The sequence below is a fragment of the Methylobacterium brachiatum genome (assembly GCF_020523825.1).
GTDB classification, from domain to species: domain Bacteria; phylum Pseudomonadota; class Alphaproteobacteria; order Rhizobiales; family Beijerinckiaceae; genus Methylobacterium; species Methylobacterium brachiatum.
The window spans coordinates 1-25,108 of the sequence record NZ_JAJALK010000008.1; the positions used below are offsets into that span (position 1 = coordinate 1).

Annotated in this window: 20 protein-coding genes and 1 pseudogene; 13 read left to right on the top strand and 8 right to left on the bottom strand. The window is 63.8% G+C overall.

Annotation, left to right across the window (positions count from 1 at the left end; genetic code table 11):
* Positions 1–190 precede the first annotated feature (190 nt).
* Positions 191–697, top strand: coding sequence for a YkgB family protein (locus LGR69_RS17995; RefSeq protein WP_043388180.1), 507 nt, complete (start codon positions 191–193; stop codon positions 695–697).
* A 109-nt stretch (positions 698–806) separates the two neighbouring features.
* On the opposite strand, the gene LGR69_RS18000 is transcribed toward LGR69_RS17995, so the two are convergent.
* On the bottom strand, positions 807–1,766 hold the full coding sequence (locus tag LGR69_RS18000; protein ID WP_210274611.1) for a helix-turn-helix domain-containing protein: 960 nt from the start codon (positions 1,764–1,766) through the stop codon (positions 807–809).
* Between the two features lie 382 nt (positions 1,767–2,148).
* Here LGR69_RS18000 and LGR69_RS18005 point away from each other — a divergent pair, with 382 nt between their 5' ends.
* From LGR69_RS18005 to tnpC, 5 genes are all read left to right on the top strand, one after another.
* Positions 2,149–2,736: a cytochrome P460 family protein gene (locus LGR69_RS18005; RefSeq protein ID WP_081948857.1), complete on the top strand. Its 588-nt coding sequence runs from the start codon at positions 2,149–2,151 to the stop codon at positions 2,734–2,736.
* A gap of 29 nt (positions 2,737–2,765) precedes the next feature.
* Positions 2,766–3,341, top strand: a complete 576-nt coding sequence (locus LGR69_RS18010; protein WP_081948859.1) for a cytochrome P460 family protein — start codon at positions 2,766–2,768, stop codon at positions 3,339–3,341.
* 257 nt (positions 3,342–3,598) lie between these two features.
* On the top strand, positions 3,599–4,549 hold the full coding sequence (locus tag LGR69_RS18015) for an alpha/beta fold hydrolase (RefSeq protein WP_043388182.1): 951 nt from the start codon (positions 3,599–3,601) through the stop codon (positions 4,547–4,549).
* Between the two features lie 505 nt (positions 4,550–5,054).
* Positions 5,055–6,371 (top strand): glycosyltransferase, encoded by a 1,317-nt coding sequence (locus LGR69_RS18020; RefSeq protein WP_043388184.1) that lies wholly within the window; start codon positions 5,055–5,057, stop codon positions 6,369–6,371.
* Positions 6,372–7,276: 905 nt separating this feature from the next.
* Positions 7,277–8,557, top strand: a complete 1,281-nt coding sequence (gene tnpC / locus LGR69_RS18025) for an IS66 family transposase (RefSeq protein WP_043387809.1) — start codon at positions 7,277–7,279, stop codon at positions 8,555–8,557.
* 25 nt (positions 8,558–8,582) lie between these two features.
* Here tnpC and LGR69_RS18030 read toward each other — a convergent pair whose 3' ends face one another.
* Positions 8,583–9,842 (bottom strand): GGDEF domain-containing protein, encoded by a 1,260-nt coding sequence (locus LGR69_RS18030; protein ID WP_081948803.1) that lies wholly within the window; start codon positions 9,840–9,842, stop codon positions 8,583–8,585.
* 442 nt (positions 9,843–10,284) lie between these two features.
* Between LGR69_RS18030 and LGR69_RS18035 the strand changes: the two genes are divergently transcribed.
* Positions 10,285–12,012, top strand: coding sequence for a methyl-accepting chemotaxis protein (locus tag LGR69_RS18035; protein ID WP_230366879.1), 1,728 nt, complete (start codon positions 10,285–10,287; stop codon positions 12,010–12,012).
* A 67-nt stretch (positions 12,013–12,079) separates the two neighbouring features.
* On the opposite strand, the gene LGR69_RS18040 is transcribed toward LGR69_RS18035, so the two are convergent.
* Entirely contained in the window at positions 12,080–12,427 is a 348-nt protein-coding gene (locus LGR69_RS18040; protein ID WP_051976286.1) for a hypothetical protein, read from the bottom strand.
* 732 nt (positions 12,428–13,159) lie between these two features.
* Between LGR69_RS18040 and LGR69_RS18045 the strand changes: the two genes are divergently transcribed.
* Complete coding sequence (locus LGR69_RS18045) at positions 13,160–15,925, top strand: sensor domain-containing protein (protein WP_179240068.1); 2,766 nt, start codon at positions 13,160–13,162, stop codon at positions 15,923–15,925.
* A 363-nt stretch (positions 15,926–16,288) separates the two neighbouring features.
* Here LGR69_RS18045 and LGR69_RS18050 read toward each other — a convergent pair whose 3' ends face one another.
* Positions 16,289–16,591 carry a hypothetical protein gene (locus tag LGR69_RS18050; RefSeq protein ID WP_179778341.1) on the bottom strand — a complete coding sequence of 101 codons (303 nt, stop codon included), beginning with the start codon at positions 16,589–16,591 and terminating at the stop codon, positions 16,289–16,291.
* Positions 16,592–16,814: 223 nt separating this feature from the next.
* Positions 16,815–16,976 carry a hypothetical protein gene (locus LGR69_RS18055; protein ID WP_158713310.1) on the bottom strand — a complete coding sequence of 54 codons (162 nt, stop codon included), beginning with the start codon at positions 16,974–16,976 and terminating at the stop codon, positions 16,815–16,817.
* A 443-nt stretch (positions 16,977–17,419) separates the two neighbouring features.
* On the opposite strand from LGR69_RS18055, the gene LGR69_RS18060 reads away from it, so the two are divergent.
* Both LGR69_RS18060 and LGR69_RS18065 read left to right on the top strand, forming a co-directional pair.
* The gene (locus LGR69_RS18060; RefSeq protein ID WP_139239584.1) at positions 17,420–17,692 is read left to right on the top strand and encodes a hypothetical protein; all 273 of its coding nucleotides are present in this window, start codon (positions 17,420–17,422) and stop codon (positions 17,690–17,692) included.
* A 1,378-nt stretch (positions 17,693–19,070) separates the two neighbouring features.
* Positions 19,071–19,529, top strand: coding sequence for a Ros/MucR family transcriptional regulator (locus tag LGR69_RS18065; protein ID WP_230366880.1), 459 nt, complete (start codon positions 19,071–19,073; stop codon positions 19,527–19,529).
* A gap of 444 nt (positions 19,530–19,973) precedes the next feature.
* Here LGR69_RS18065 and LGR69_RS18070 read toward each other — a convergent pair.
* Positions 19,974–20,320: pseudogene (locus tag LGR69_RS18070) on the bottom strand (transposase); the annotation flags it as partial.
* 183 nt (positions 20,321–20,503) lie between these two features.
* Between LGR69_RS18070 and LGR69_RS18075 the strand changes: the two are divergent.
* Positions 20,504–20,797, top strand: a complete 294-nt coding sequence (locus LGR69_RS18075) for a hypothetical protein (protein WP_043387824.1) — start codon at positions 20,504–20,506, stop codon at positions 20,795–20,797.
* A 327-nt stretch (positions 20,798–21,124) separates the two neighbouring features.
* On the opposite strand, the gene LGR69_RS18080 is transcribed toward LGR69_RS18075, so the two are convergent.
* The gene (locus LGR69_RS18080; RefSeq protein WP_230366881.1) at positions 21,125–22,057 is read right to left on the bottom strand and encodes a helix-turn-helix transcriptional regulator; all 933 of its coding nucleotides are present in this window, start codon (positions 22,055–22,057) and stop codon (positions 21,125–21,127) included.
* A gap of 6 nt (positions 22,058–22,063) precedes the next feature.
* On the opposite strand from LGR69_RS18080, the gene LGR69_RS18085 reads away from it, so the two are divergent.
* Positions 22,064–22,609 carry a carboxymuconolactone decarboxylase family protein gene (locus tag LGR69_RS18085; RefSeq protein WP_043387826.1) on the top strand — a complete coding sequence of 182 codons (546 nt, stop codon included), beginning with the start codon at positions 22,064–22,066 and terminating at the stop codon, positions 22,607–22,609.
* Positions 22,610–23,074: 465 nt separating this feature from the next.
* Positions 23,075–23,215 (top strand): cupin domain-containing protein, encoded by a 141-nt coding sequence (locus LGR69_RS18095; protein WP_158713311.1) that lies wholly within the window; start codon positions 23,075–23,077, stop codon positions 23,213–23,215.
* Positions 23,216–23,974: 759 nt separating this feature from the next.
* Here LGR69_RS18095 and LGR69_RS18100 read toward each other — a convergent pair.
* A complete protein-coding gene (locus LGR69_RS18100; protein ID WP_170867530.1) occupies positions 23,975–25,045 on the bottom strand; it encodes an IS630 family transposase in 1,071 nt (356 codons plus the stop codon).
* Positions 25,046–25,108: the final 63 nt, after the last annotated feature.

A 25,108-nucleotide genomic window follows, 5' to 3' on the forward strand; every position in this document is an offset into this window, starting at 1 on the left:
CCGGCCAAGCTCGCCGTGGTCCAGCGACCAACCCTGCACTAACTTTGACCTTGGACCACCTCGTGGGGGCCGATCAGCCTAGTCACTCCATCACCCCTCCACCTGTCGAACAGGTCCGACCGACGACAGCAATCGCGCGCTGCGTTCCCGCACACCTGTCTCGTGCAACATGACCCGAAAGGATTTCGCCATGACTACCACCACTCCGCATCAGTCCTGGTTCGTGACCGCCGAAGGCCCCGCCGGATTGAGATCCAGTCTCTCGCCGCTGCGCTGGTCGCTGGTCGTCATCTTTCTCTGGTTCGGCTTCATGAAGTTCACGGCCTATGAGGCTGGCGGGATTGCCCCGTTCGTGGCGAATAGCCCCATCATGGGCTGGTTGCACGACGTCTTCGGCATTCAGGGAACAAGCCGTGTGATCGGCATCTTGGAGCTGTCGACCGCGATCGCGCTCGCAGTCGGCGCCTTCGTTCCAGTGGTTTCGGCCCTGGGTGCCGCGATGTCGATCACGACGTACCTGATAACACTGACGTTCTTTGTGACCACCCCCGGCGTGGCCGAGCACACCGCCGGTGGATTTCCCGCAATCTCCGCGATGCCCGGACAGTTCCTCCTCAAGGATCTCGTCCTGCTGGCGGCGTCGATAACGCTGCTGCTGGCATCCGTGCGACGGCCCGACGGTCGGCCGCGCGGCTGACGTCACGATCTCGATCCACCTTACGATCGTCGGATCGGTGAAACGACAGACGATAGGGGGCAGCCTCGCTACGGTTGCCCCCGCACAGATCTACTGTCCAACCCCGATCTTATGGATCGGGGTTGTAAACTTCGCCTTCTTGTATCGCCTTTCGATTTCGATACTCGCTCGGATCGATCAGGTACGTCTTCTTGAAGGCTCTCGAGAAGCTGCTGCGGTTCCGATACCCGACAGCTTGAGCGATCTGATCGATCGGCAGTACGTTCGTGGACAGAAGTGCCGCCGCGTGTCGTATGCGCAGCTGCCTGAGCGTCGACATCGGCGAAGTGCCGAAGGCCTTGGTGAAGCGAGCCAGGAAGGCGGATCTGCTCAGACCGGCGACATGGGCGAGGGACGATACGGTATGGTCCGCCGCTGGTCGCGCGGCCATTTCGGAGAAGGCCCGCGAGATCTGCGGATCGCTGAGCAACGAGAACCGCTCCGCCCAAACTTGCTGCGAGACGAGCGATCTCCGGAATATCGCAATGAGAACAAGCTTGAGCAGGCCTGCGGCCATTGCTCCGGTGCCGACCTCCTGTGCGGCGAGCTCGTCGACCGCCTCACGAAATTTGTGGTCGATTTGATCGATTTCGTCGAAGTATTCGACGATGGGCACCCGAAGCGTGTCGAAGACGTCGATCGATGTGCCATACAGCGCCCGAAAGTAACCGCAGACGAGGACGAGGTGGGCCGCACTCGGGCCGGCTGTGAAGCGTCGGACCGATCCGGGCGCCGAACTCAGAGGCCCCCGGTTGACGGTTCGCATGGGTAATGCGCCGGGGGTTTCGAGGGCGAACGCCGTGTGCCTCGGAAGAATGACGAGGGTGTGCGGCCGAAGATCGATGGGCGCACTCCTGCTCGTGATGAGCGTGCCTCGACCGGCTATGTTGTAATGGATGCTCGGTGCATCGGTGCCGGCCAACTCGAGGCGCCAGCCGGATGCGACGAGGCACTCCACCAACTTGACGAAGCTCACTTCAAGTACGTCGATGGCCGCATCGACGGTGTGTCGTGAAATCGTAGCTGGCACAATAGGAACTTTCAATTCTCCGTACCTAGATCAGGTGCAGCTCGTGTGCGTGAACACAGGTCCGTGTCAAGCAATCGATGGTCAATTCGTCGCCCCGTTCACAGGACAGGTGGGATGTGCGGTCCTATCGACATCCGAAGCAACCTCGGCGGCTTCGCCGTGGCTACAGGAAACCTCGTGATGTGCGATCAGGGCGCGCCCATGTGGGATGCTCGCGGTCCGCCATCAACCCTCGTCGCAACGGTGACGACAGAGGTGCGAGACGTTCTGCAACCAATTCCGGACCTTCGGCACGCTCCATTTCGGTAGGCTCGCAGATGGGCGCTCAATCGCACGCTACGTTGCGGCGCCTCAAGGCGGTTGAGAGAGGGGATGACGTTCGATGTCCAGGTTTGCATTCCTCCGGGTTGCTGCTGCATCGGTGGCGGTGTCAGGATTAATGTCGAATCCGAGCCCATCGATTGCGCAACAATCGAGCTGCTACAAAGCGGAGTACACGTCGGATGGGGAGCTGGTCCTTCCGAAGCACTTCGAGCGATGGATCTATGTCGGCTCGCCTCTTACACCGAATGCACTCAATAACGGGCACGCCGGCTTCCCAGAGTATCACAACGTCTACATCGAGCCGTGCTCCTACGATGAATATAAGAGGACCGGAAGTTTTCCGGAGGGCACCATCCTCTTCAAGGAACTTCAGTTGACTCTACCTAAAGAAGAGGCCGACGGGTCGCGCGTCGAGCCATCTGGGCGTGGCTTTTTTCCGGGCAAGCTCAACGGAGCCGACGTGACGGTCAAAGACACAGCGCGGTATACCTCGACCGGCGGATGGGGTTACTTCAACTTCAATCACCACGAGCCGAAAGCGGCAACTGCAACGGTGCGCCCGAAAAGCGAATGCGCCTACTGCCACATGGCCTCAGCAAAGAAAGATGAAGTCTGGACACAGTTCTATCCGCGATTGGACGATTAGTTAGATCGTATACTGTGTGGAGATACGATATGTATCGTCGCTATCTGCTCCATGTCTCTGGCGCATTGACGCTGCTGGCCACGTCGGCGGGATTGCTGAGTCAGCCTTCCGCTCAGCCGATAGACCAAAAGAAGCCGCAGCTTGTGGATGAATCCGGCAATATCCGCGTGCCGAGCGACTACCGGGAACGCTACCGGTTCCTCGGTTCCTGGGCGGTCGCATCGGAGAATGGCCGGGGTTCGAAGGAGATGCACGTGGTCTACGCATCACCCGGTGCTGCGCAGACCTATCGCAACGAGGGTTCGTTTCCAGACGGCGCTACCCTGGTCAAAGAAGTTTATGAAACCAGCACCGGTGAATTTACGACCGGGACGGTAAGTCGTGCGGATCATCTCAAAGGTTGGTTCGTCATGGTGCGCGACGCCGGAAATACTCACCAAGACAACCCACTTTGGGGCGAAGGTTGGGGCTGGTCGTGGTTCGATGCGGGTCAGCCCGACAAAGCCACGACAGTCAGCTATCGAGACGAATGTTTAGGGTGTCACGTTCCTGCTCGATCGACGAACTGGATCTATGTCGACGGATACCCATCATTGAGAAAATGATGCGCGGCAGCTTCCGGAGTGACAGGCAGGGTTTACAGAGACCCGGTTTGGCTCGGTGAACCTTGAAGCGGCGTGTGGTGCCTGCGGCCGCTCCGCCGAGCCTTGTGGTTGGCTCGATCGGACAGGCACGCGGGCATCGAGCGGTTCCAGCCAGGACTTCGCACGCCCGCTCCGAAAGGCTGCGTGCGTCATGACGGATATCGCTCGACGCACAGCATCCGCGGCTGAGAAGCCACCCGTACTCGAGAGGTACAACGATGTTCAGAGCGCTTGCACCCCTTCTCGCGACAACGGCGCTGATTGCTTCTCCAACTGCGTCGGCCGAGACGGCCTCAATGACATCCGTCGACACAACCTATCGTACGGTTGCGGTCGACGGCGTTACAATCTTCTATCGAGAAGCCGGCCCGAAGGACGCTCCGACAATCCTTCTGCTTCACGGCTTTCCATCATCTTCGGCCATGTTCGAGACGCTGATCCCTCGTCTCGCAGACCGCTTCCATCTGGTGGCACCCGATTATCCGGGCTTCGGCCTGAGCGAGGCGCCACCGCCGGAGCGATATGCCTACACGTTCGACCATGTCGCCGGCACGATCGACCAGTTTGCGGAAAAGATCGGCCTGAACCGGTACAGCCTCTTCCTTCAGGATTATGGCGGCCCCATAGGCATGAGGCTGGCTCTTGCACATCCCGAACGTGTGCAGGCGCTGATCATCCAGAATGCTGTCTCTCATGAGGATGGGCTTGGACCGCTCTGGGCAACCCGTCGGGCATTCTGGCACGACCGCGCCTCCCATGAGGACGCGGTGATCGATAGCTTCCTCTCCCTGGAGACGACGAAGCAGCGTCATCTCGGAACCAGCCCGCATCCAAAGCGATACGACCCGCATCTGTGGCTCGACGAGTTCGCCCATCTGTCCCGGCCAGGTCAACGACAGATCCAGTCCGATCTGTTTTATGACTATCGTACCAACGTCGCCTCCTATCCGATGTGGCAGACTTGGCTCCGGCAGAAGCGGCCTCCAACCCTCGTCGTCTGGGGGCGATACGATCCGTCCTTCGCGATCGGCGGTGCCGAAGCCTACAGGAAAGACCTTCCGGACGCAGAAATCCACATTCTCGATGCGGGACACTTCGCGCTTGATGAGCGCGTCGACGAGATTGCAGCGTTAGTCCGAAACTTCATGGCCAAGCAAAACCTCGATTGAAATGGCGAGGCTTGACTGCAAGGCCGTCATCGCAGTTTCGATTTGATAATGAGCATTGCGCGAGCGACTCTCTTTTCGTGATTCCCAGGTCTTGCGTCTGTTTGCATTGCGCGAGAGAATTACCCAGAAGGTGGGTGGCCTTATCGATGTCTGTTGCGGACACTCGCAGTTCTGTCACTCCGTCGATCTGTCGTCTCCGCTGCCGGTCGCAGTGATATGTACTCTATTCGATGTGTCCGAAGCAGACGAGTCGCAGCTTCCACGTAGCCGATGAGGTATCCATAAAGCCTGTATCTCGATGAGGCTTCCATCTGAGACTAGCTGGTCACGCACCTGAGCCGAAACACCAGCGCGTTCGGGATCGTTCAGTCCAAAATAGCAGCAATCGACGTGCACGCTGCGGTCGCGTATTCCTTGCGAGCTGCGGTCGATATATTCGGAACAGCTACACTTCGTTCGCGACGCCGAGTGAGTGTTCTCAATTCCAAAGCTACGGAGTTTCAAGATGAAAGTCCTGATCGCGGCCTCGGCTTTGACAGGGCATGTCAATCCGCTGCTGGCCATCGGAAACCTCCTGCGCGCCCGCGGCGACGACGTGCTGTTCACAACGGCCGAGACGTTTCGGACCCGGATCGAGGCAGCAGGTCTGCGTTTCGTCCCGTGCAATGATGGTGGAGCCGCCGCCTACCTCGACGTCAGCCTGCCGCCGGGACCGGAACGCTGGCGGCATGAATTCGAGCGGCGCTTCATCGACGGCATGCCTGGCCAAGCAGCCGGCTTGCGGAGGCTGATCGCAGATCATCGGCCTGATATCGTGATCGCCGGCAGCCTTTTCCTTGGCGTGCTGCCCTTGCTCCTCGACAGGCAACCCCGGCCGCCGATCGCCGTCCTGAACGTCAGCTTCCTCTTCCTCGATCGGCCTGATCACGCGCCGGTGGGGGCCGGCCTGCCGCCGGCAGGAGACGAAGCCGAGCGGATGCGCTACTCCGCCTTGAAGGCGGGGACGGATGCCGCCTTCGTCAATCCCGTGCGCGCCCACACGGACGGCCTGCTCGCCGGACTCGGGCTTCCGCCCCTGCCGGCTTCCCTGCCTCACTCGATCGTCGTGCTGCCGGATCTCTTCCTCCAGCCGACGGTCCCCGCCTTCGAGTACGACTTCGGTGCGCTCCCGTCCGGCCTACGCTTCGTCGGCCTCTTGCCCAACCCGCACGCCGACATACCGGTGCCGACTTGGTGGCCCGAGCTCGACGCGTGGCGCGAGGAGGGCGGCCACGTCGTGCTGGTCACGCAGGGCACACTCGCCAATGCGGACTTCGGGGCTCTGGTCGAGCCGACACTGACCGCGCTCGCCGACCGGGACGACCTGCTCGTTGTCGCGACCACTGGCGGGCGGCCCTTGGACGTCTTGCGGGGACCGCTTCCCGCCAATGCCCGGGTCGCGAGCTTCCTGCCGTTCGACCTGCTGCTGCCGAAGGTAGACTTACTTGTGACCAACGGCGGCTATGGCAGTGTCTCGCAGGCGCTGGCCGTGGGCGTGCCGATCGTCTCGGCGGGGCGGACGGAGGACAAAGCCGAGGTCGGCGCGCGCATCGGCTGGTCGGGGGTTGGTATCGACCTCACGACGGACGCGCCTACCGTTGAGACCTTGCGCACGGCCGCCCTACGCGTGTTGAACGAACCGAGCTTCCGGGTCCGGGCCGGCGAGGTAGCCGAGGCGTTCGGAAGCCTTGACAGCGGCGACGAGATCCTCGCGGCGCTCGATGCCCTCGTCAAGGGTGGCGCTCTCGTGCCAGCATCGCCGAAACGGGTTCTTTGCAGATGAGACCTGCATGACCGGGCAATCGGCGTGTCCAGCAGGGCAAAGTCCACGCTCACTGCATCTGTAAGCCGTGTCTTATACCTTCTTGGCGCTGCACTACCAGGCGATCTGGCTGCGGGCCTAAGGCAAACTGCAGTCCGAAGTTGCGGCGCTGGGGGATCGCCGCAGCCGCTACGGGACGACGGCACGGCTGCTGATGCCTGAGCTTCTGGACCGCCTGAGTACGCGCTCGGAAACGCTGCCGCTCATCCGCTATGACTTCTTCCAAGAGCTGAGCGACCTGCGGCGCACGGTGAAGGCCGTGCGCCTGTCGCGGCGGATCAGCCGGACCACTCCTTCAGTAACGTGGTCGAGGTGGAGATGTATCCCGGCCCCAGCGGACCTTCCGGTAGCGACCATGTCTGTTTCAAAGCCCCGCCCGCTCTCAAGCAGACCGCCCGCTTTCCACCCTACCCGGTTGTAGGCCCCGCCCTCACCGGCAGCCTGGAAGAAGGCCTTCCCAGAGCGCACATCGGATCCCAAGGGCCACGGAGGCACTGCGCCGCTCCATATCGTGCCCTTATGCGAATGGGCCGCCGCCGCAGCCTTCACGGTGAGCGTCCGCTATGGAGGCGCGTCGGCGGCTCGTTAGATGGCCGGAATGGGCGCAAAGCTGAACGACCGGTTCTGCGTGCGCTGGCGCTCTCACGTGACGTAGTCTAACTGAAAGCGACTGAGCCGCATTTGTTGTTTAGTCCAGAGAAGTGGACCTTCGTTGCGGCTCGTCCAATCGTCTCAAAATGCTCTTTCCGCGGACTTGTAATTACCCACGGGGTGGATCGGTCGGCGGCGGAACGCCCGCGGCTGCGCCGCTTGCCGGGACGAGCTTGCCTCTTGCGCGGGTCGGATTTCGCTGATTCCCTGGCGGGATGGGCCGCAGCGAACTGGAACGGCTGAGCCGCGAGGAGCTGATCGAGCTGGTGCTGCGGCTGCAGCGGCCAGAGAAGACCTCGCGCACCTCATCCAAGCCGCCCGCGACGGATCGCAAGGAGCAGCGGGAGCATTCTAAGCCCGGCGGCGCCAAGCCCGGTCACGAGGGTCACAGCCGGGTGCTGAGCGATGATCCCGATACGATCGTCCAGCATCGTCCCGAGGCGTGCGCGTGCTGCGGCGCCAGCCTGCACGCCGCACTTCCGGCAGAGATCGTCAGCGTCTCTGAGCAAATCGAGCTGCCTGAGGTGGCGCCGATTGTGACGCAGCACCAGCGCCTTGCCGTTTGTTGTCCGAGCTGCGGGACGCGCGTGATCGCGCCACCGCCCGAAGCGGCGCGCGGCACGCCCTTCGGTCCGCGGCTGCATGCGGTGGCGACGTACCTCAAGACCTTTCAGGCGCTCTCGTACGAACGGCTGCAGGCGGCGCTCTCCGATCTGTTCGGCCTCACCCTCAGCCAGGGCGGGCTGATGAACCTGCTCCGGCGCGCGCAGGACCGCTTCCGTGCCGGTCGCGACGCGGCCATCGCGACCCTGCGCAAGGCTGAGGTCGTCGCCTGCGACGAGACTGGCGTGCGCATCGAGGGCTCGAACGCTTACCACTGGCTGTTCCACTCGGCGCAAGCCGTGGTGCACACCGCCTCCCCGACGCGCGGCGCTGTCGTGGTGCGCGAGATGATGGACGGGCACCGACCGGCGGTGTGGATCTCCGACCGCTACACCGCCCAACAGGGCCACGCGGATGAGCACCAGACCTGCCTGGCGCATCTGGCCCGCGATGTCGCCTATGGCGTCGAGGCCAGCGACGATCCCGTGCCCTGGCGCCTGCAACTCTGGTTGCAGCGCGTGTTCGCCCTGGCCGAGCGCGTCACCGACTTGGCTGCCGCGACGCTCTCGGCCAAGCGCCGCAGCCTGGATCGGCAACTGGGTGCCATCCTCGCCACGTCGAGCCGCTGTGATCTGAGCCGCGACCTGCAGGCCAAGATCAGCCGCGCCCGCGATCAGCTCCTGGTCTTCCTCGCCTATCCCGGAAAGGTCGAGCCGACCAACAACGGCTCCGAGCGGCTGCTGCGTCCGGCTGTCGTGCAGCGGAAGGTCACCAACGGCTACCGGGCCATGTGGGCGGCCGAGGGCGAGGCCGCCATTCGCACCGTCGTCGACACCGCGCGCCTCACAGGCAGCAGTCCCTTCGGCGCCATCCTCAAAACCATCGGCGCCTGAGCCCAGCCATCACAGGCCTGGGTAATTACGCGGACTTTGAGCCTGGCCTGTACGGACTGCGTTCCCGCGCAGTAAAAGCAGGCACGCAGTCTCGTCTCGCTATCAGCGCACAATCCGGGATGCGCCCTTGGCCATCAGCGGACTGCCCGGCTGGCATCTTGGCCATGGCCACTTGGTCCCTCCCCCCATTCTTGGCGGTGTAGAGTGCCATATCGGCGCAGTGCATCAGAATCTCGTATCCGCCCACACCGCACGCTTGTGCGATCCCGATGCTGACACTGACTCGCAGCTCAGGGAACTCGGCGACGAAAAGTTGCGCAAAGGTTCGGCGGAGTTCCTCGGCCCGGGCAAGGGCCTCCTCGGGGGAGGCATCCGGCAAAAGGCAGGCGAATTCCTCGCCGCCGAGGCGCCCCAGCAGCGCGTCCTGCGGCAGCAGGGAGGTGGCCATGGCGCAGAAGCTCACCAGCACCGCATCGCCGACCGCGTGGCCATAGCTGTCATTGACGGCCTTGAACCGGTCGAGATCAATAAGCAATAGTACACTATCTCGATGCTCAGCCAGTATAGACTCGGCGGCTTTCGCGAAGGCGCGTCGATTGTGTACGCCCGTAAGCGCATCGGTAGAGGCGGCGATGCGCTGCTCGCGCTCGGCCCGCTCCTTCACAAGCGCCAAGAAGGTGAAGGCCGAGGCGATCGAGAACAGCATGGTCACGAAGCACAGGATCGCCACCCAGGGTGTGGCGATCGGGTTGGATCCGAGTTGTGGTGCCGTCAGGGTCGGCGGGATCCGGACGAAGTAGACTGCACCATGAAGGCCTAGCACAGTGAAAGCCGGAACTCGGGAGGCGAGCCGCTCCGCGCGGCCGCGCCAGATCTCCACGGCGGCCGAACTGCAGTAGAGTGTCGCCACGGCCGAACCATATAGGATCCGCAGCGTAACTGACGCGTAGAAGGCCGGAACCAGGCAGAGGACACACCAGAATATCGCGCCGACGAACGCAACGCCTAGGCGGATCGAACGACCCTCGAAGGAGCGGACGCCGCTCCAGATCAATCCATAAGCGGCCTGAACGAGCACGTTGGCCAGCCCGATGGAAAGCAGGTCAGGGACTTGGTCGCGTAGAGCGATGCCGACGGAACCGATGGCGCCAATGAGATGTGCCGCTCCCCAGAGGCTCAGAGAGCGGGATCCCTGCGACTCACGCCCCGCTACCAGAAGTAACGTGCCAACCAGGAAAGTTGTCGCAGAGCTGGCGATCAGCAAGGTGGCCGGATCAAGGTACATGGAAGTCGCCAACACTTAGTCTGAACAGGTGCGCGTCTATGCACTTCATTTCACTTCCGAGCCGATGAGATCGCTGACGCTCCGCTTCAACTATCAGTATAGCATGTCTTGATTGTGGCAGTAGACCGGCTCGCTCCGAAGCGCTGCATCGCGGAGGTGGACGTTTGCCGCTGCTCAGCCGACCGCCTCGCTGATCCATAATGAGTCTGGGCAGTATGTTTCCGCCTGATCTGGTTTGGATGGCCTGCGCGCCAAGTGCAAATCCGAAGCAGCCCTATGCGATTGAAGGATATTGCTCGGTACCTTGAGTATGATGGCTCTTAATATTGACTTTAATATTCATTCTTTGCAATCGCTGTTTGGCAATCATAACGATATGGGCGTTTTAATTCATAATGTGTCGAGGCGATTTTGCCAGCTATCCTTAAGGGTAGCGCAACGGATGCCGGTGCAGGGACCGGCGCATCAACTCGGTATTTGGCAGTTCCTGATGCGTATCTCCCTGGCCCATAAACTCGTGGCCGTGATCAGCCTGCTCGGCCTCGTCGCCGCCGGCATCTCCGGCTTTGCCCTCCGCCAAGCCGATCAGGAGCAGCAGCGCGCAGCAGCGACCGAAGCGGCCTGGAACGCCGGCCTGCAGGCGCGGACCTTGGCCCAGGCCATCGAGCACGCAGTGGTGCAGGCCACCGCGGTCTACACCGCCGAAGACACCCAGGAGGCCAAAGCCCGGCTCGCCGGGCTCCAGAGCGCCCTCACCGATGTGGAACAGGCGCGCGGTCCCTTTCTCACTGCCATGGACGCGCAACTCTCGCCCGAGCGCAAGCGCAAGCTCGACCTCGCAGTGAAGGAGTTCATCGCCTATCAGACCGAAACAGCCGAAATGGGCCTGACCCTCTCGCCCAAGGCCGCCCTGATCCAGGCCACCGACGAAGCCACGGTGAAGAACCGTGAGCGCATGGTCGCTGAGATCAGCAATCTCGGACGCGAGATGCTGGCCCACCTCGACGCGCAGCGCGCAGCTGTCGCGGAGGAGCGCCATCGGGCCACACTGACCCTTCTGGTCGCGCCGGCCGTCGCTCTGCTTCTGGGTCTCGGTGTCGCCTTCTGGGTTCTCGCAACCCAGATCCAACGACCTCTGCACCGGCTCAAGGCCGCCATGCAGGCGCTCGCTGCCGAGAAGCTCGACGACCAAGTCCCCTTCACGCGTCGCGCCGACGAGATTGGCGAGATGGCGCGCGCGATCGAGGCCTTTCAGGTCGCGCTGATCGAGAAGCGGGATCTCGACGCTGGCGCGGAGAAGCGAGCGGCTCAGGACGCAGTCCGAGCCCAGGTCCTGGCCGAGGCCACGCACGCCTTTGAGCTCGAGACCAAGCGAGCCGTAGCGAGCTTGGCGTGCTCGGCTCAGGCGATGCAGGCCACGGCCGATGCCCTGTCCGGCACCGCCGGGGACACGACGGCGCAGGCTACGCGCGTGGCGGTCGCATCGAGCCAGTCGGTCGAGGTGGTCAACAGCATCGCCGGTGCCGCGGAACAGCTGTCGAGCTCAGCCCGGGCCATCGAGGAGCAGGTACGGCACACGAGCGAGATCGCGGCCGCGGCCCTGGACGATGCGCGCGGCCTGGAGACGACCGTGGTGAGCCTGTCGCAGGCCGCCGGCGAGATCGGAGCCGTGGTGACGCTGATCCGCAGCGTGGCCGCGCAGACCAACCTGCTGGCCCTCAACGCGACCATCGAGGCGGCGCGCGCCGGCGCTGCGGGCCGCGGCTTCGCGGTGGTGGCGGCTGAAGTGAAGGAACTCGCGACGCAGACCGCATCCGCGACGGACCGCATCACCAGCCAGGTCGCGGCGATCCAAGCCGCCGCCGACGGGACGGTCGATGCGATCGGCTCGATCGGTGGCACCATCGCGGAAATGAGCAAGACGGCCTCCGACGTGGCCGCGGCCGCTGAACAGCAGGGACACGCCAGCCAGGAGATCGCCCGCGCTATCGCGGGTGCTGCGGCCGAAGCCCGGACCGTATCCAACAGCATCGGCGGTGTGCAAGAGGCGGCCGCCTCGAACGCGGCACAAGCTGATCAGGTCCGAAGTGGCGCCTCGCAGGTCAACACAGGCACCGCCAGCCTGCAGGCTGCTATCGACACCTTCCTCGACCGGGTTCATGCGGCGTGAGGCGGGTCACGCGCATTCTCGGCAGACCAGGCGCCCCAAGCGAGCCTGAGCACGTCGCGCCGATGATCTAACCCGCGCGTCGTATGAACGCTGCGTATCGCGCTCCAACCTCAGGGTTTGCGGGCCTGCCAGCCTTGTCGGGGGCCAGTTTCTTCGCCTTGCGCTTGCCGACCTTCAGCGCCGCGTCCGCATCCTCGTCGCCGGCCCGCTCGGACAAGGCAAAGTTGTGCAGGTCCGGCAGCGCATCCTGCCCCACAGGAGAGGTCTCAGTCATAGCGTAAAAGGCGGCTCGAACGATCTCCTTCTTGTTCGCCTCAGGGTACCGTTCCCGTATGGCGGCGCGCAAAGCCTTCGGCTTCATCCCCGGCGTCGCGATGCTGCGCAGCGTCGCCGCGATCTCCTCGATGGAGGCCATGCCTTCCTCCTCTCTCAACGAACGCGTCACCTGCCTCTTAACACATGTGACGTTTCGATGACACGGACACACGCCCGGCTTCTTACCTGCGGTGGCTTGTTCACGCCGGCGTGAAGTCATAGCAGATCGACACGTTCCTTCCCGAGACCGGAACGCACTCAGGGCGCTCCTCTCAAAGGAGAGCGCCCGTTTTTGCCTCGCCGTATCGAGACCTCCGCGCGAGCGGCGAACCGTACGGTCCTCGCCGCTCACTGTTCCCGAAGCTGGTCGGCACGCTGGCAAGCATCGACACTTTCTCCAGTTTGCCAACTAGTCGCGAGATTGAGGACTGGATCATAGCCCGGAGACGGCCCCCAACAGCGCGCTGGCTCAAAACCGGTTGACGGCATGCCACTCACTCGCAAATTTCTGACGGCTCCTTCTATTGCATATCTCATCCTCTCATTGCTTCAGCGCTGGCAGGTAAATCGGTCTTATACCCGAACCGGCCTCGGCAGGTGTGTCGGAATTGAGTAAGTATTGATCTCTTCCGATCGCCATTGAAGCGCCGCATCTCACGGCGGCTTCCCGATTTTAATCCAATCTCAACCGCCGCGTTGCATTGGTGATCTTATCTGTCTGTGCGATCTCCCCGGCGACATGTCGATCCAGGCTCAACATCGCCCATCCGACGCGTCGGGCAGCGCAGCTCACATCCTAAGCGAGCGTTGGTCTGCTGCTCGAAAGCCGGGTATGGCGCTGCCTCGCTACGAGGACGTTGCCCTTGGCACGCTCGGACGGTTCGCCGATAGCACCGCCATCGTGCGTCTCGATGGCGATGAACTCTCCATCGTGCGCATCGCACCACACGTCGCAGTTTGGCTGCATGGGGCGGCCGATGGTCAGTCCCCGCGGGAGCGCAGCGACTGCACACGGGTCCTGCGCCAAGTCGTGCACCGGGCCCTGCAAACCGGCCGGCCCGCGCAGGAGGCGGCCAGCCGCGTCGAGAACGGCGTCGTCGAAGTACATCAGATCCTGGTGTTGCCCCTGGAAACGCACTGGGGCTTTCCCGTCGCGCTCGTCCATGTCGGCGAACCCGAGAGCCGATCCAGCCTCGTCGAACAGGTCTATCACTCGACTACCGAGGGGATCCTCGCGTTGATCCCCGTGCGTGATGTCGATGGTGCCCTGCAGGATCTCCAGATCGTCGCTTTGAATGCCGGCGCTGCCACGTTGATGCGCCAGCCGGCCAGCGCCCTGTTGTGGCAGCACCTCTCAGCGATCCGGCTCGGAAGCCGGGCGGAGGATATCGTCACCCGCCTGCACGCTGTCGTCGAGACTGGCGGCCGTATCGATTTCGAGCTGGATTATGTCGTCGATCAGAGGGAGTTGTTCCTCAAAGTCGCGGCCTCAACCTTGGGCGACCTGCTCGTGATCACGCTGGTCGACATCACGGAGTTGCGCACCCGCGAGGCGTCATTCCGGATGATGTTCGAGGCCAATCCGTTGCCGATGTGGGTCTGTGACGCTGCCTCGTTGCGGTTCCTCGACGTCAACGCCGCCGCGGTCGAGCATTACGGCTACAGCCGCGAGCGCTTCCTCACGATGACGGCTCTCGACATCCGGCCCGAGGCGGACCACGCCGCGGTCCAGGCGGTCCTGACGAACCGCGTGAGCCCCTACGACGGCGAGCAGATCTGGCGTCATATCAAGGCGGATGGATCCTCGATCGAGATCCTGCCGTACATACGTTCGCTGATCCTCAGGGGGCAGCCGGCCGTGCTGGTGGCTTCCATCGACGTCACCCAGCGCCGACTCGCCGAAGCGGAGCTGCGAAAAACGCGCAGTTTTCTCGACACAGTCGTCGAGAACATTCCCGCGATGGTGTACGTGCAAGACGCAGTCGCACACCGTCTCCTCCTGCTGAATCGGTCCGGAGAGGAACTGCTCGGCGTGCCGCGGACGGAGCTGATCGGCGAAACCGCCCATGAGCTGTTTCTGGCTGCCGAGAAAGGGCCTGCCGCTTCTCGCGAAGAGCGCGTTCTCCTAACGTCTGATGGCGGCGCTCTCGTCGAAGAGCGCGAGATCAACACACCCGCCAACGGAAAACGCCTCCTCCACATCAAGCAGCTGTCCGTCGCGGATGAGGCGGGACGGCCGCAATACCTGCTCGGGATCGCCGAGGACGTCACTGAGCGGCGCGCCGTCGAAGCGCGGATCGCCCACATGGCGCACCACGACCCGCTGACCGACCTGCCGAACCGAGCCTATTTCCGCGAGCGCCTGTGCGCCGTCCTGGAGCGACAGCAGCGCCGTCCGGACCAGTCCGCGGTGCTTTGCCTTGATCTCAACGGCTTCAAGGGGATCAACGATACGCTCGGGCACGCGGCCGGCGACGCGGTGCTGCGGGTGGTCGCCGAGCGCCTCAGGGCCTGCGTGCGCGCGGAGGACATGGTCGCCCGCCTGGGCGGCGACGAGTTCGCGATCCTGCAGGAGAGCGCGTCATCGCCCGAGGCGGCGGGCCACCTCGCGGCGCGCCTCGTCGAGCACCTGGCCCGACCGTTCACCGTCCTCGGGCAGGAGGTGGTGATCGGCGCCAGTCTGGGCATCGCCGTTCTGCCGGGCGACGGAACCACCCCCGATCTCCTGCTCAACAACGCCGATCTCGCGCTGTACCAGGCCAAGGCGGAGCGACGCGGCACGTTCCGGTTCTTCGAGGCGGGGATGAACGCGCGGGTCCAGGCGCGCCGTGCGTTGGAGCGCGCGCTGCGGGAAGCGCTGAACACGGGTGCCTTGGAGCTGTACTACCAGCCGCTCATGAACCTGCGAGAGAACCGCATCATCGCCTGCGAGGCGCTGCTGCGCTGGCGTCATCCCGAACGCGGCTTCATCTCGCCGGCCGAGTTCATCCCGATCGCCGAGGAGACGGGTCTGATCGCACCGATCGGCGAGTGGGTCCTGCGCGAAGCGTGCCGGGAAGCGTCCACCTGGCCGGGCGAGATCAAGGTCGCGGTCAACCTCTCGCCGCTGCAGTTCCGGCAGCCGGGCCTCGTCCCCGCCGTCGTGTCGGCGCTGGCGAATGCGGGGCTCGATCCGAAGCGCTTGGAGCTGGAGATCACCGAGTCGGTGCTGCTCGTCGACAGCGACGCCAACCTGGCGGTCCTTCACCGTTTGCGCGACCTCGGTGTGCGCATCGCCATGGATGATTTCGGCACCGGGTACTCGTCGTTGAGCTACCTGCGGGCGTTCCCATTCGACAAGATCAAGATCGACCAGTCCTTCGTGCGCGAGCTCGGCGCTAACCGTCACTGCGCGGCGATCGTGCGGGCGGTAGCCGGTCTCGGCGCCGCTCTCGGGATCACAACGGTGGCCGAAGGTGTCGAGACCGCCGAGCAGCGCGATCATCTCCAGCAGGAAGGCTGCGACGAGATGCAAGGCTACCTGTTCAGCCGCCCGCTGCCGGTCGCCGATCTCGCGCGATTGCTCGCCCAGCCTGAGGAAACCGCGCAGGCGGCTTGACGCACTCTGATGCGCGGCAACAGCTGTGCAGTCGGGGTGTGGACGGGACGACTGTCTGGTCCCGCCAACAAGGACTTAGCGCGACCGTGCCGCTCGAGTGCCGCTCGTTTTCTTTTCTGATCAGCCATGGTCTTGCTTTGAGCCCCACGGCGGCTTCAACGCCGACCGCTAAGCGCGCGGCATTCGGTCTACGGTAGCTTTCGTCGTCGAACATCCTGCGCGTGTCGAACGCTTCACCATCACGAGCAGAGGCCCTCGCGGAGCTGCGGGATGTAACGGTCCGCCGCTCTCCGCAGAAGGGCAGAGCTGGTGAAGAGTGGTTGACCCCGATCAAGCGGGTTATTTAGCTCCAGCCTGGTATATTCAACTGAGGCGCTCGACTGTCGCATCGCGAGAGCCTGCCCTCTTGCCGTCGACGTGTGGCGTGTCTCCCGACGCAATGCGTCGCTTGGTCAAGCAGGCGCCAATCTCCTGCGCAGCTTCAGCATAAAGTTTGGCGCGCTGTCCTAACATATTCCGCGTACTGATAGTCCGATTGCTGCTCATCTTCGCGCGCGCCTTATCAGATTTGGATTGCAGCTTGTTGATCAGCTTCTCGTATGCTCCTTCAATCTTGGTGGAAATTTCATCGGCTTCCCGAGCCAAGCGATCTAATTTCTGCGCCATGAGGTTCGCCTCCATCTTCCATACTGGAATCCGATCACCCTCTACGCGCGGCGGCCTTGATGCAGGTCAACGCATCCAGTGCGTCGAACGTTGAATTGCTCAGCGACCGCAGACCGGAATCAGCGACATCATCACGGCCGCGCCGAATGAGCACGCCTCGGAGCGCACCTTCGCGAAGCGGTCCGGAGCCTGACAACGAAGGGTCTCGATCATGGCCATGAACTCACATCCCGCTCACGAGCATCACATGCTTGCGGCGACGCACCATGCCGCGGCGGCTCATCATCACCACGAAGCCGCTCATCACCATGCTCACGGCAACGCGGAAGAGGCGAAGCGCCACTCCACCAGCGCGCACGAGCATGCCGAACACGCGCATCGCCATACGGCCAACGCGCACAAGCATTCCAGCAAATGATTAGAGAGGCAGGACGCGACTTTCGAACGGCGCCCTGCCCAAGGCCGCGCGGACAGATCGTCGGTCGCCCCCGATGCGATCAGCGGCCCGGCTCTATACTGCCCTGAACCGGGCCGCTTACGAACTTTTTCGCAACAAGGGATCGTAGGATCTACTCGGTATGAGCCTCAACCTGCTGCGGGGTGTGATCGTCGCCCGTTGGCTTTGGGCGGTACGATCCTATTGGTGAGACGTTGCGACAAGAAGCTGGCGGTCGGATATCTTGCCCTTAGCCGCGGCGCGATGGCACGAAATGCTGGCTGCGACGGCAGCAACAACGCATGCACGCAGATGCTGGGTGGTGAACATAGGATCTCCTTGAGCGTCACCTCAGCACTCGGTGTCGAACAGCCGCCGCAGAATGGCCGAGCATGAGCAACGTCGTCTCCTTTCCAAACGACCGAAGCCGCAGCGGTTATGGCAGACAAGCGATCGTCGTGACCGTTACCGATCACGACAGGTCGATGCTCACGACCATTGCGATCTTCGCGCCGTCCAAACCGGTGTGCTTACTCGTACCGATCGAGCCCGTGCGGCGGATGCGCGCCATCGCCGCGCTACGCTACGCGCTTACCAGGCTCGAAACGCCCAAAACCGACCCTGAACTCGATCCTGAGCTCGGATCCGACGGGACACTGCTCTGACGCAGCGGCGACTGGACGAAATAACTCTGACCTGACGACAGCGCGTGTCAACCATCCACTTTGAACCGAAGATGCTTTGTCATCCGCTAGTTCTTCATGAGCTTCGGCTGCGGCCGTCAAATGCTCGTGCGTACGACCCCGCGATTCGACGAAGTGTGGTTCACACGGGTTCGGCTGCCTCGCGGCCCCGGCCCCCGTTCGGCCCAAACCTCATTTGGTACGGCGGAACGGCCACCAAGAACGGGGCTGATTGATCGCTTGGCACTGGCTAGCCGAGGTTTTGGCCGGCGGCCGCCGCAGGTTCTAAGCGCGGGATGCGACCACGCGAGGGCCGCCGCTGCCGTCCGTGACGCGGCGCACCGGGAAGTAGGCGGCCTTTCTCGACGCGTTCGGCTATGTCCGGGCGGTCGCGCTTGCGGCGAGCAGCGAAGTCGCCGGCTGAAGTGCCGCCGCAGTTCCGGGCTCTAACCGTAATATTATTACAGCTAGTGGCGCGCCGGCCCAACGTAGCCGTTGATTCAGATCAAAACGCAACTGAGCGCGGGGTGCATCTTGCCTTTCCTAAGCAGGGAGCAGGCTCATGCTGCTTACGAGGTGCCCAGCATGCCGACAACGGCTCCGATCCTCTGCGAGGATATGTGAGAAGTGCGGCGTCCTGACGGGCGTCACGCGCCGCAGTAGCCACGATCCGCCCATTCACGACTGGGTCGGCGTCGGCGTTATAATCCTCATCGCGGGCATATACTTGATCGCACTTCACGCCGTGGTCTATGAGGCGGCGCGCCCGCGACAGCTGCTGCCAGCGCTTACCGCCGAGTGATTACCCTTCTGATCGACGCTCCGGTCAGAAAGAAAACCCGGTCGATCGGGGGAGATCGCCGGGCGGAGTTCCAAGGTTCACATGCTGAGACGGTTCCCAGCGCGGTTGAGCTAGCCTCGATCGCGCGCGATGGCAATCGACTGTCTGCTTACAGCGTGACACTTCCGACAGGATCGTCTCGTGCGGGGGAAAGGTCGTTTCACGGCGGCGCCACATGAAATAGCTACGCTACAACGGTGAGGATTGCGAGTGCGATTGGCGCCGCCAGAACGATGCTCGTATTCCAGCGTGGTCATGTTCGCACGGCAACGATGAGCGAACATTCATCGATTTCAGTGACATCCCTCAATATTCTTAACGCAGTGACATCATAGATGGCAGCGCAACGCCCTGAGGTTGCGCAGAGGAGCTACCTCTTAGCCGAATGCTGACCGAAGTTGCAGATCATTATGCCGGTGAGATGGCAGGTCGATTGCGTGCAACTGAATGTATAGACTTGCTTTTGCGCCTTTCCTATTCCATCCCGCAAAAATCGAGGGGTACACAGGAACGAACGCCGTGAGCGAAGAAGCACAGCAAGCTGGTCTCAACCTCACCGGTCTGGCCGCCGACATCGTCTCAGCCTATGTCTCGAACAACCCTGTGCCGCCTACCGAGCTGCCGGCTCTGATTGCACAGGTGCATTCGGCAGTCGCCAACCTGGGTACAGCCACCGCAGTAGGAGCTGCAGCTTCAGACGCTGAGGTCGCGAAGCCGACGCCCGCCCAGATCCGCAAGTCGATCCGGGATGATGGGATCGTGAGCTTCATCGACGGCAAGGTCTACAAGACGCTCAAGCGCCACCTCACCGCTCATGGGTTTGATCCCCGCGCTTATCGCGAGCGTTACGGCCTCCCGGCCGATTATCCGATGGTCGCGCCGAGCTACGCCGCACAGCGTTCAGTTCTCGCGAGGGCTAGCGGGCTCGGGTCGCATGGTGGACTTGTCAATCAGCGCAAGGCACGGAAGAGCGCCTGATCGGCAGTCAAGCGTGGCGCGCGAGATTGTTCGCGCCTTATTGGCCCTGGAAGGGCAGCACTTGCGCAATCATGCTGGCGACTTCAGGGCATACCGGTCGGCCGAAGGTATCAGCACAGCTTAGCCGAATGATGCGAGCGCCAGAAGTCTCAATCGGAGCACTCTCGATCGGATTTTTAGTTCGACGCTTGGCAGCTCCGATCCAGCGCACCACCCAGTGTTCTCGCCCGCGGCGTAAGGCCGGCGGTTGCTCGCATTTGGACCCGCGCCGGGTCGAGTGGCAGCCATCGCGCTTGATTAGAGACATGGGCGAAGCTCTCCCATGGAGTCTCGGATGCTATCCGTAGCTTCACTGTAAGCTGTGCTGTCTTCTTCGATAGGCCTTGATCTATATCAACCCCTGCGCGGGCTGTGAGCCGGGGCTGGCCGAGGTCGTAGCTAGGTGCGGCGATCGTCGATGAAGGCGATCATGGCCGGAACCGGCAGTCGAGCTCCGCCTGGGTAAAATACGCGCCTGCCTTCCTCAGGATCTCATTGGCTTGCTGCAGTTCGCGCTTCTCTCGCTCGAGCGCCTTAATCCGCTCGCGCTCGTCCGTCGTCGGCCTGCCCCGTACGCCCCGGTCACGTTCGTCCTGTCTCACCCAGTTGAGCAGTGTCTAACCCGAGCAGCCAATCTTGGCGGCGGTCGAGCGGATCGCGCCGTACGGCGAGGCGTGCTCGCCCTGGTGCCCCAGTACCATCCGCACCGCATGCTCGCGGACGTCGGAGGAAAATGGTGGAGTATGCTTCATAATGGCTCCGGTCTCTCAAGAGTGGGAGCTTCCGAAAATCCCGGCGCGGTTCACGATGATGCAATCGGCGGTCGGCCTACCGTGAGCGCTGTGCCGCTCTGGTGCGCGGACGCACCCGCGGAGGGTAACCGGGAGCGAGGCCTGTGCGAGTTCCGAGCAATCGCGAATGCAAGGAGGTCTCCCATGACCAAGCCTACCGCCGCTATCGCCGCTACGCTCCTCCTCACCCTCGGCCTGCAGGGCAACGCCGTGGCCCGTGGGCGCCTCGCCATATCCGCGCCATCGGAGCCGGCCGTGCAGACCGGGGTGATACCGCCTCCCGCCGCCGGCCCGCTGTTCCGGCAGATCATCCGTTCGGGTGTCACGAAGCCGGCCGGTGCCGCCCTCGATGCACGCCTTGGCACCAAGCCCTCCCTCGACGCCGAGAGCCGCAGGCTCAATCACCTGATCCGCACGGCCGTCTGCACCGGCTGCTGAACCACCTACAGCCTCGCTGGAGGTCAACGATGATCCGCGCGCTCCCCGTTCCCGCCTATGCAGGTCCCTCGCTCATCCCCATCGGGCCCGCGGTTCCTCCCTTTGAGTGGGTGCTCCCTGCGGCGGCGTTCGTGCTGCTCTGCGTGTGGAACCGATCAAGCGCAGCCTCGATGACGCGGCAACTCAGCCCGGACGTGCTCCCGATCTGATCATATGGGCCGGGCTTGCGCGCCGACAGGCTCACCGAGGCGTTCGTGAGCGACCTGTTAATTCGGTCAGATGCGGGGCTGTCGAAGGGGCAACAGGCTCCGATGTTCGCGCCAGCGTTCACGCATCGTCTGAGTGTTCGCCCTTCGACCTGAAGGCACGCGGGCTCTCGCCCGTCACCCGTGCGAACACGCGGCTGAACGCGGCGGCGCTATCGTAGCCAGCCTCGGCGGCGACGCGCTTGACCGGCCGCCCCTTGGCGAGGCTGCCTCGCGCGATCATCATGCGCCAGCGCGTGAGGTACTCGATCGGTGTCTGACCGACGACCTCCTTGAACGCCGCGGCGAAGCGCGTGCGCGACATGCCGACGACCTCGGCGAGGTCGTCCAGCGTCCACGCCTTGCGCGGCCGATCATGAATCGCGGTCAAGGCGCGCGAGAGGCGGGGGTCGGCCAGCCCCGCGAGCACGCCGCCCTGGATCAGGCCCCGGGTCATCACGTCGCGCACGACGACGATCAGCAGGTAGGCGAACAAGCTGTCGAGCGCGGCTTGGCGACCATCTCCCTCGCCGAACGCCTCAGCAATCAGGAGCGCGCAGGTCGGCACCAGCACCGGGTGGCGGCTCAGCGGCATGACGATCAATTCGGGGAGGCCATGCGCGATGGGATTGCCGAACCTGCCGCCGAGGTCGACAGTGGCGCAGGCCAGATCCGCCCCGCGTTCGGCATCAGCCACGAACCGGTGCGGGCGCCCACGGGGTAGGAAGAGGAGCGTCGGCTCGTCGATGACGAGATCGTCCTGCCCCGCCAGCACAAGCCGCAGCGCACCGGCCTGCATCAAATGAAGGTGGCCTGCATCGCCAAAATCCTCGGTCTGGCAGAGGTTGCCCGTGAAGAAGGTCCGCGCCGTGGGGGCGGCGTGAGCGAACAGCGCCGCGAAATGGTCCATCTCGACCTCGCCAATGGGACGATCGGCAATGATCCTGACACCTTCGATGCTGCGTAGTCGCTCATAGAGCTGTGGTGCAACCCGCACGGACGTAGTGAAGGACATCTTCCAATGCCCCGCATCACCCCCATCGACCCCGCCCATGCCGATCCCGCCGTCCAGTCGACGCTCTCGGCTGTAAAGGGCAAGATCGGCATGGTGCCGAACCTCTTCACGATATTCGCGCGGTCGCCCGCCGCGCTGAACGGCTACCTGGCCTTCTCCGACGCGTTGACCCACGGTGCCCTGACCGCCAAGCAGCGCGAAATCATCGCGCTGACTGTCGGGCAGGCAAACGGCTGTCATTACTGCCTCTCGGCCCACACCTTGATGGGCAAGGGCGCGGGCCTGACGCCCGAGGACATCCTGGCCGCGCGCCACGGAAAGGCGCAGGACCCGGTCGACAACGCGGTCGCTGCTCTCGCCCGTCGCGTAGTCGAGGCGCGCGGCCAAGTCAGCGATGCCGATCTCGCGAGCGCCCGCTCGGCCGGCCTCGACGACGCCCGCATCGTCGAGGTGATCGCCGGCGTCGCGCTGAACGTGCTCACCAACTTCACCAACAACGTGGCTCAGACCGACATCGACTTCCCGAAAATCGAAGTCGCGCTCTCGGCCTAACGCCCACCGAAGGGGCGCGATGCGCAAGGATCGCGCCCCTTCGGTAAGGCCGCGCCAAGCACGGCGAATTGCGCCAGCAAGCCGGCGCCGATCCCCGACAGCGCGGCCGGTCCGACCATCAGCGCGACACCCAGGCTTCTGCGAGCGGCAGGCCTTCGACGCCGTCCACCTGTGGACATTCCAGGGCCCTCACGCCGCCCGTCACCTATACGAGTCGCACGGCTTCCGGCTTGTAGAGGAGCGGCCCGGACGGCAATGGGAGGCCGAGGTGCTGGAGCAACGTTTCGCGCGGCCGATCACGCGGGCGGATTGATCCTCGGACACAACGGCGCTCGATGGGCGGCGCCGTGTTCGCTTGGTTGCACGGGCTGCGTAGAGGGATGGGCGGAAAGGGGGCGTGCCAGGTCCGTGAAGGGCTGTCGGATTGTCTTACCCTGATCTCCGGGTTTGGGATCGAGGAACAACATGGCCGAGGAGATCAGTATCGGGCCGCTGACGGTGCAGTTCCTATGCTCCAAGTACGCGATGAACGGTCGCCTCGATTTGTTCGAGATGACCGCTCCGCCACACGGCCACATGCCCGTCGCTCACTATCGCCGCGCCTGAGACGGAACCGTCTACAGCCTGACCGTCACCGTCAATGCCGCGAGGCGAGCCGCATGCGCTCCGTCCGAGCTAGACCCTGTTCATGCTACGCAGCACCGCGCACAGTTTTGAAAACCGCAACGGCGCGGTGGCGACCTGCCTGTCGACCCTGATGCCGGGCGTGCTTGGGCAGGGATATTTCCGGGCGCTAGCCGCGCTGGTCGCCGAGGGGCCGCTTACGGGACGTTGTAATGGCCGACTGAATGGCCGGGTTGGGCGCAATCCCGAATGTCTGGTTTCGGGCGTTAGGCCAATACCGGCTGATGGCGCATGTAGTAAGCAATTCCGGCTCCACACAATCGCATGACGTCGTGGCCATCTGTTCGGGCCGAGACCGCGCTCAGGGGGGGCTCGGCGAGCCGTCCCAAGCGAAGACGCCGCCGGTGTCGCTGAGCACAGGTCATCCAGCACGCGCAGGAGATGCGCTGCGCTCTCCTCGGGTGACAGAGGCCGATGGCCGTCGACTCCGGCCGGAAGGGCCGCGACAAGCCGGACGTGACCATGCCTGGATGCATGCCGACTACAATCGCCTTCGGTCGGCTGCTTGCGACCTTGATCGCGAGCGTTCGCAGGATCTGAATCAGCGCCGACTTCGAGGTCCGGTAGGGGTACCAGCCGCCCTGTCGGTTGTCGCCGATCGATCCGACCCGCGCCGACAGGGGCGCGAAAACGCATCGCTCCCGCCGCGCCAGCAAGGGCACGAATGTCTAGTGCACTGACTCAGACGGATGGTTCAGGGGATCGGCCGACGGCTTCGAGGATATCGGTGGCGGGCTTTGTCCAGACGAAGGGTCTGGCGCGCTGGTTGTGCTCGGCGATGTAGCGTTTGATCGCCGCCTGCAGATCGACGACGCCGGTGAAGGAGCCTCGCCGCAGCCGACGACGGGTCAGCGCTGAGAAGAAGCCCTCGACCGCGTTGAGCCACGAGGCCGAAGTCGGGGTGAAGTGGAACGTCCAGCGCGGGTGCCGGGCGAGCCAGGCGCGCACCTTCGGATGTTTGTGGGTAGCGACGTTGTCGAGGATCGCGTGGATCGCCTTGCCGGACGGGACAGCAGATTCGACGGCGTTGAGGAACCGGATGAACTCACCGTTCCGGTGGCGCTGCATGCAGCGGCCGAGCACGGTGCCCGCCAGGACGTCGAGGGCCGCAAAGAGCGTCGTGGTGCCGTGACGGGTATAGTCGTGGGTCTGGGCGGCAGGATGGCCGGGGGCAGGCGGACGGTCGGGGCGCGTCCGCTCCAGCGCCTGGATCTGGCTCTTCTCGTCGATGGACAGCACCACCGCGTGGGCGGGTGGGGCCATGTAGAGGCCGACGACATCTTCGACCTTGGCGGCGAAAGCGGGGTCGCGCGAGCGCTTGAACGTGCGCAGCCGATGCGGCTGGAGGCGGTGAGCCTCCCAGATCCGCTGCACGGCACGCAACGAGATCCCGACCGCGCGGGCCACGGCCCGGCCGGTCCAGTGGGTGACCTCGCCCGGCGGCTCCGAGCAGGTCAGCGCCAGTACCTCGGCCACCGTCTCGGTTGAATGGGGCGGCGTGCCGGGCGGGCGCGTCTTGTCGCGCAGCAGACCTTCGACGCCAGCCTCGGCGTAGCGCCGCTGCCAGCGCCACACGGCCGGGCGGCTGACGCCCGCCCGCCGGGCGACGTCCTGGACACAAAAGCGCTCGGCCGAGAGCAGGACGATGCGGGCACGCTGGGTATGTTTGAGCGGGCGGGAGCGGTCGCTGGCGATCGCAACCAGTCGTGCCGCATCGCTCGCATCGAGAAGCACACAGACCGTCTGAGCCATGGCCCAGACTCGCACGTCTCATCGGACGCGTGAATCCTCTGTCCGCGTCACTGCACTAGCGAC

Coding starts and splice junctions, on each gene's coding strand:
- LGR69_RS17995 (WP_043388180.1), top strand. CDS start 191: ATGACTACCACCACTCCGCATCAGTCCTGGTTCGTGACCGCCGAAGGC.
- LGR69_RS18005 (WP_081948857.1), top strand. CDS start 2,149: ATGTCCAGGTTTGCATTCCTCCGGGTTGCTGCTGCATCGGTGGCGGTG.
- LGR69_RS18010 (WP_081948859.1), top strand. CDS start 2,766: ATGTATCGTCGCTATCTGCTCCATGTCTCTGGCGCATTGACGCTGCTG.
- LGR69_RS18015 (WP_043388182.1), top strand. CDS start 3,599: ATGTTCAGAGCGCTTGCACCCCTTCTCGCGACAACGGCGCTGATTGCT.
- LGR69_RS18020 (WP_043388184.1), top strand. CDS start 5,055: ATGAAAGTCCTGATCGCGGCCTCGGCTTTGACAGGGCATGTCAATCCG.
- tnpC (WP_043387809.1), top strand. CDS start 7,277: ATGGGCCGCAGCGAACTGGAACGGCTGAGCCGCGAGGAGCTGATCGAG.
- LGR69_RS18030 (WP_081948803.1), bottom strand. CDS start 9,842: ATGTACCTTGATCCGGCCACCTTGCTGATCGCCAGCTCTGCGACAACT.
- LGR69_RS18035 (WP_230366879.1), top strand. CDS start 10,285: ATGCCGGTGCAGGGACCGGCGCATCAACTCGGTATTTGGCAGTTCCTG.
- LGR69_RS18040 (WP_051976286.1), bottom strand. CDS start 12,427: ATGGCCTCCATCGAGGAGATCGCGGCGACGCTGCGCAGCATCGCGACG.
- LGR69_RS18045 (WP_179240068.1), top strand. CDS start 13,160: ATGGCGCTGCCTCGCTACGAGGACGTTGCCCTTGGCACGCTCGGACGG.
- LGR69_RS18050 (WP_179778341.1), bottom strand. CDS start 16,591: ATGGCGCAGAAATTAGATCGCTTGGCTCGGGAAGCCGATGAAATTTCC.
- LGR69_RS18055 (WP_158713310.1), bottom strand. CDS start 16,976: ATGGCGATGCGCGTGTTCGGCATGCTCGTGCGCGCTGGTGGAGTGGCG.
- LGR69_RS18060 (WP_139239584.1), top strand. CDS start 17,420: ATGAGCAACGTCGTCTCCTTTCCAAACGACCGAAGCCGCAGCGGTTAT.
- LGR69_RS18075 (WP_043387824.1), top strand. CDS start 20,504: ATGACCAAGCCTACCGCCGCTATCGCCGCTACGCTCCTCCTCACCCTC.
- LGR69_RS18080 (WP_230366881.1), bottom strand. CDS start 22,057: ATGTCCTTCACTACGTCCGTGCGGGTTGCACCACAGCTCTATGAGCGA.
- LGR69_RS18085 (WP_043387826.1), top strand. CDS start 22,064: ATGCCCCGCATCACCCCCATCGACCCCGCCCATGCCGATCCCGCCGTC.
- LGR69_RS18095 (WP_158713311.1), top strand. CDS start 23,075: ATGGCCGAGGAGATCAGTATCGGGCCGCTGACGGTGCAGTTCCTATGC.
- LGR69_RS18100 (WP_170867530.1), bottom strand. CDS start 25,045: ATGGCTCAGACGGTCTGTGTGCTTCTCGATGCGAGCGATGCGGCACGA.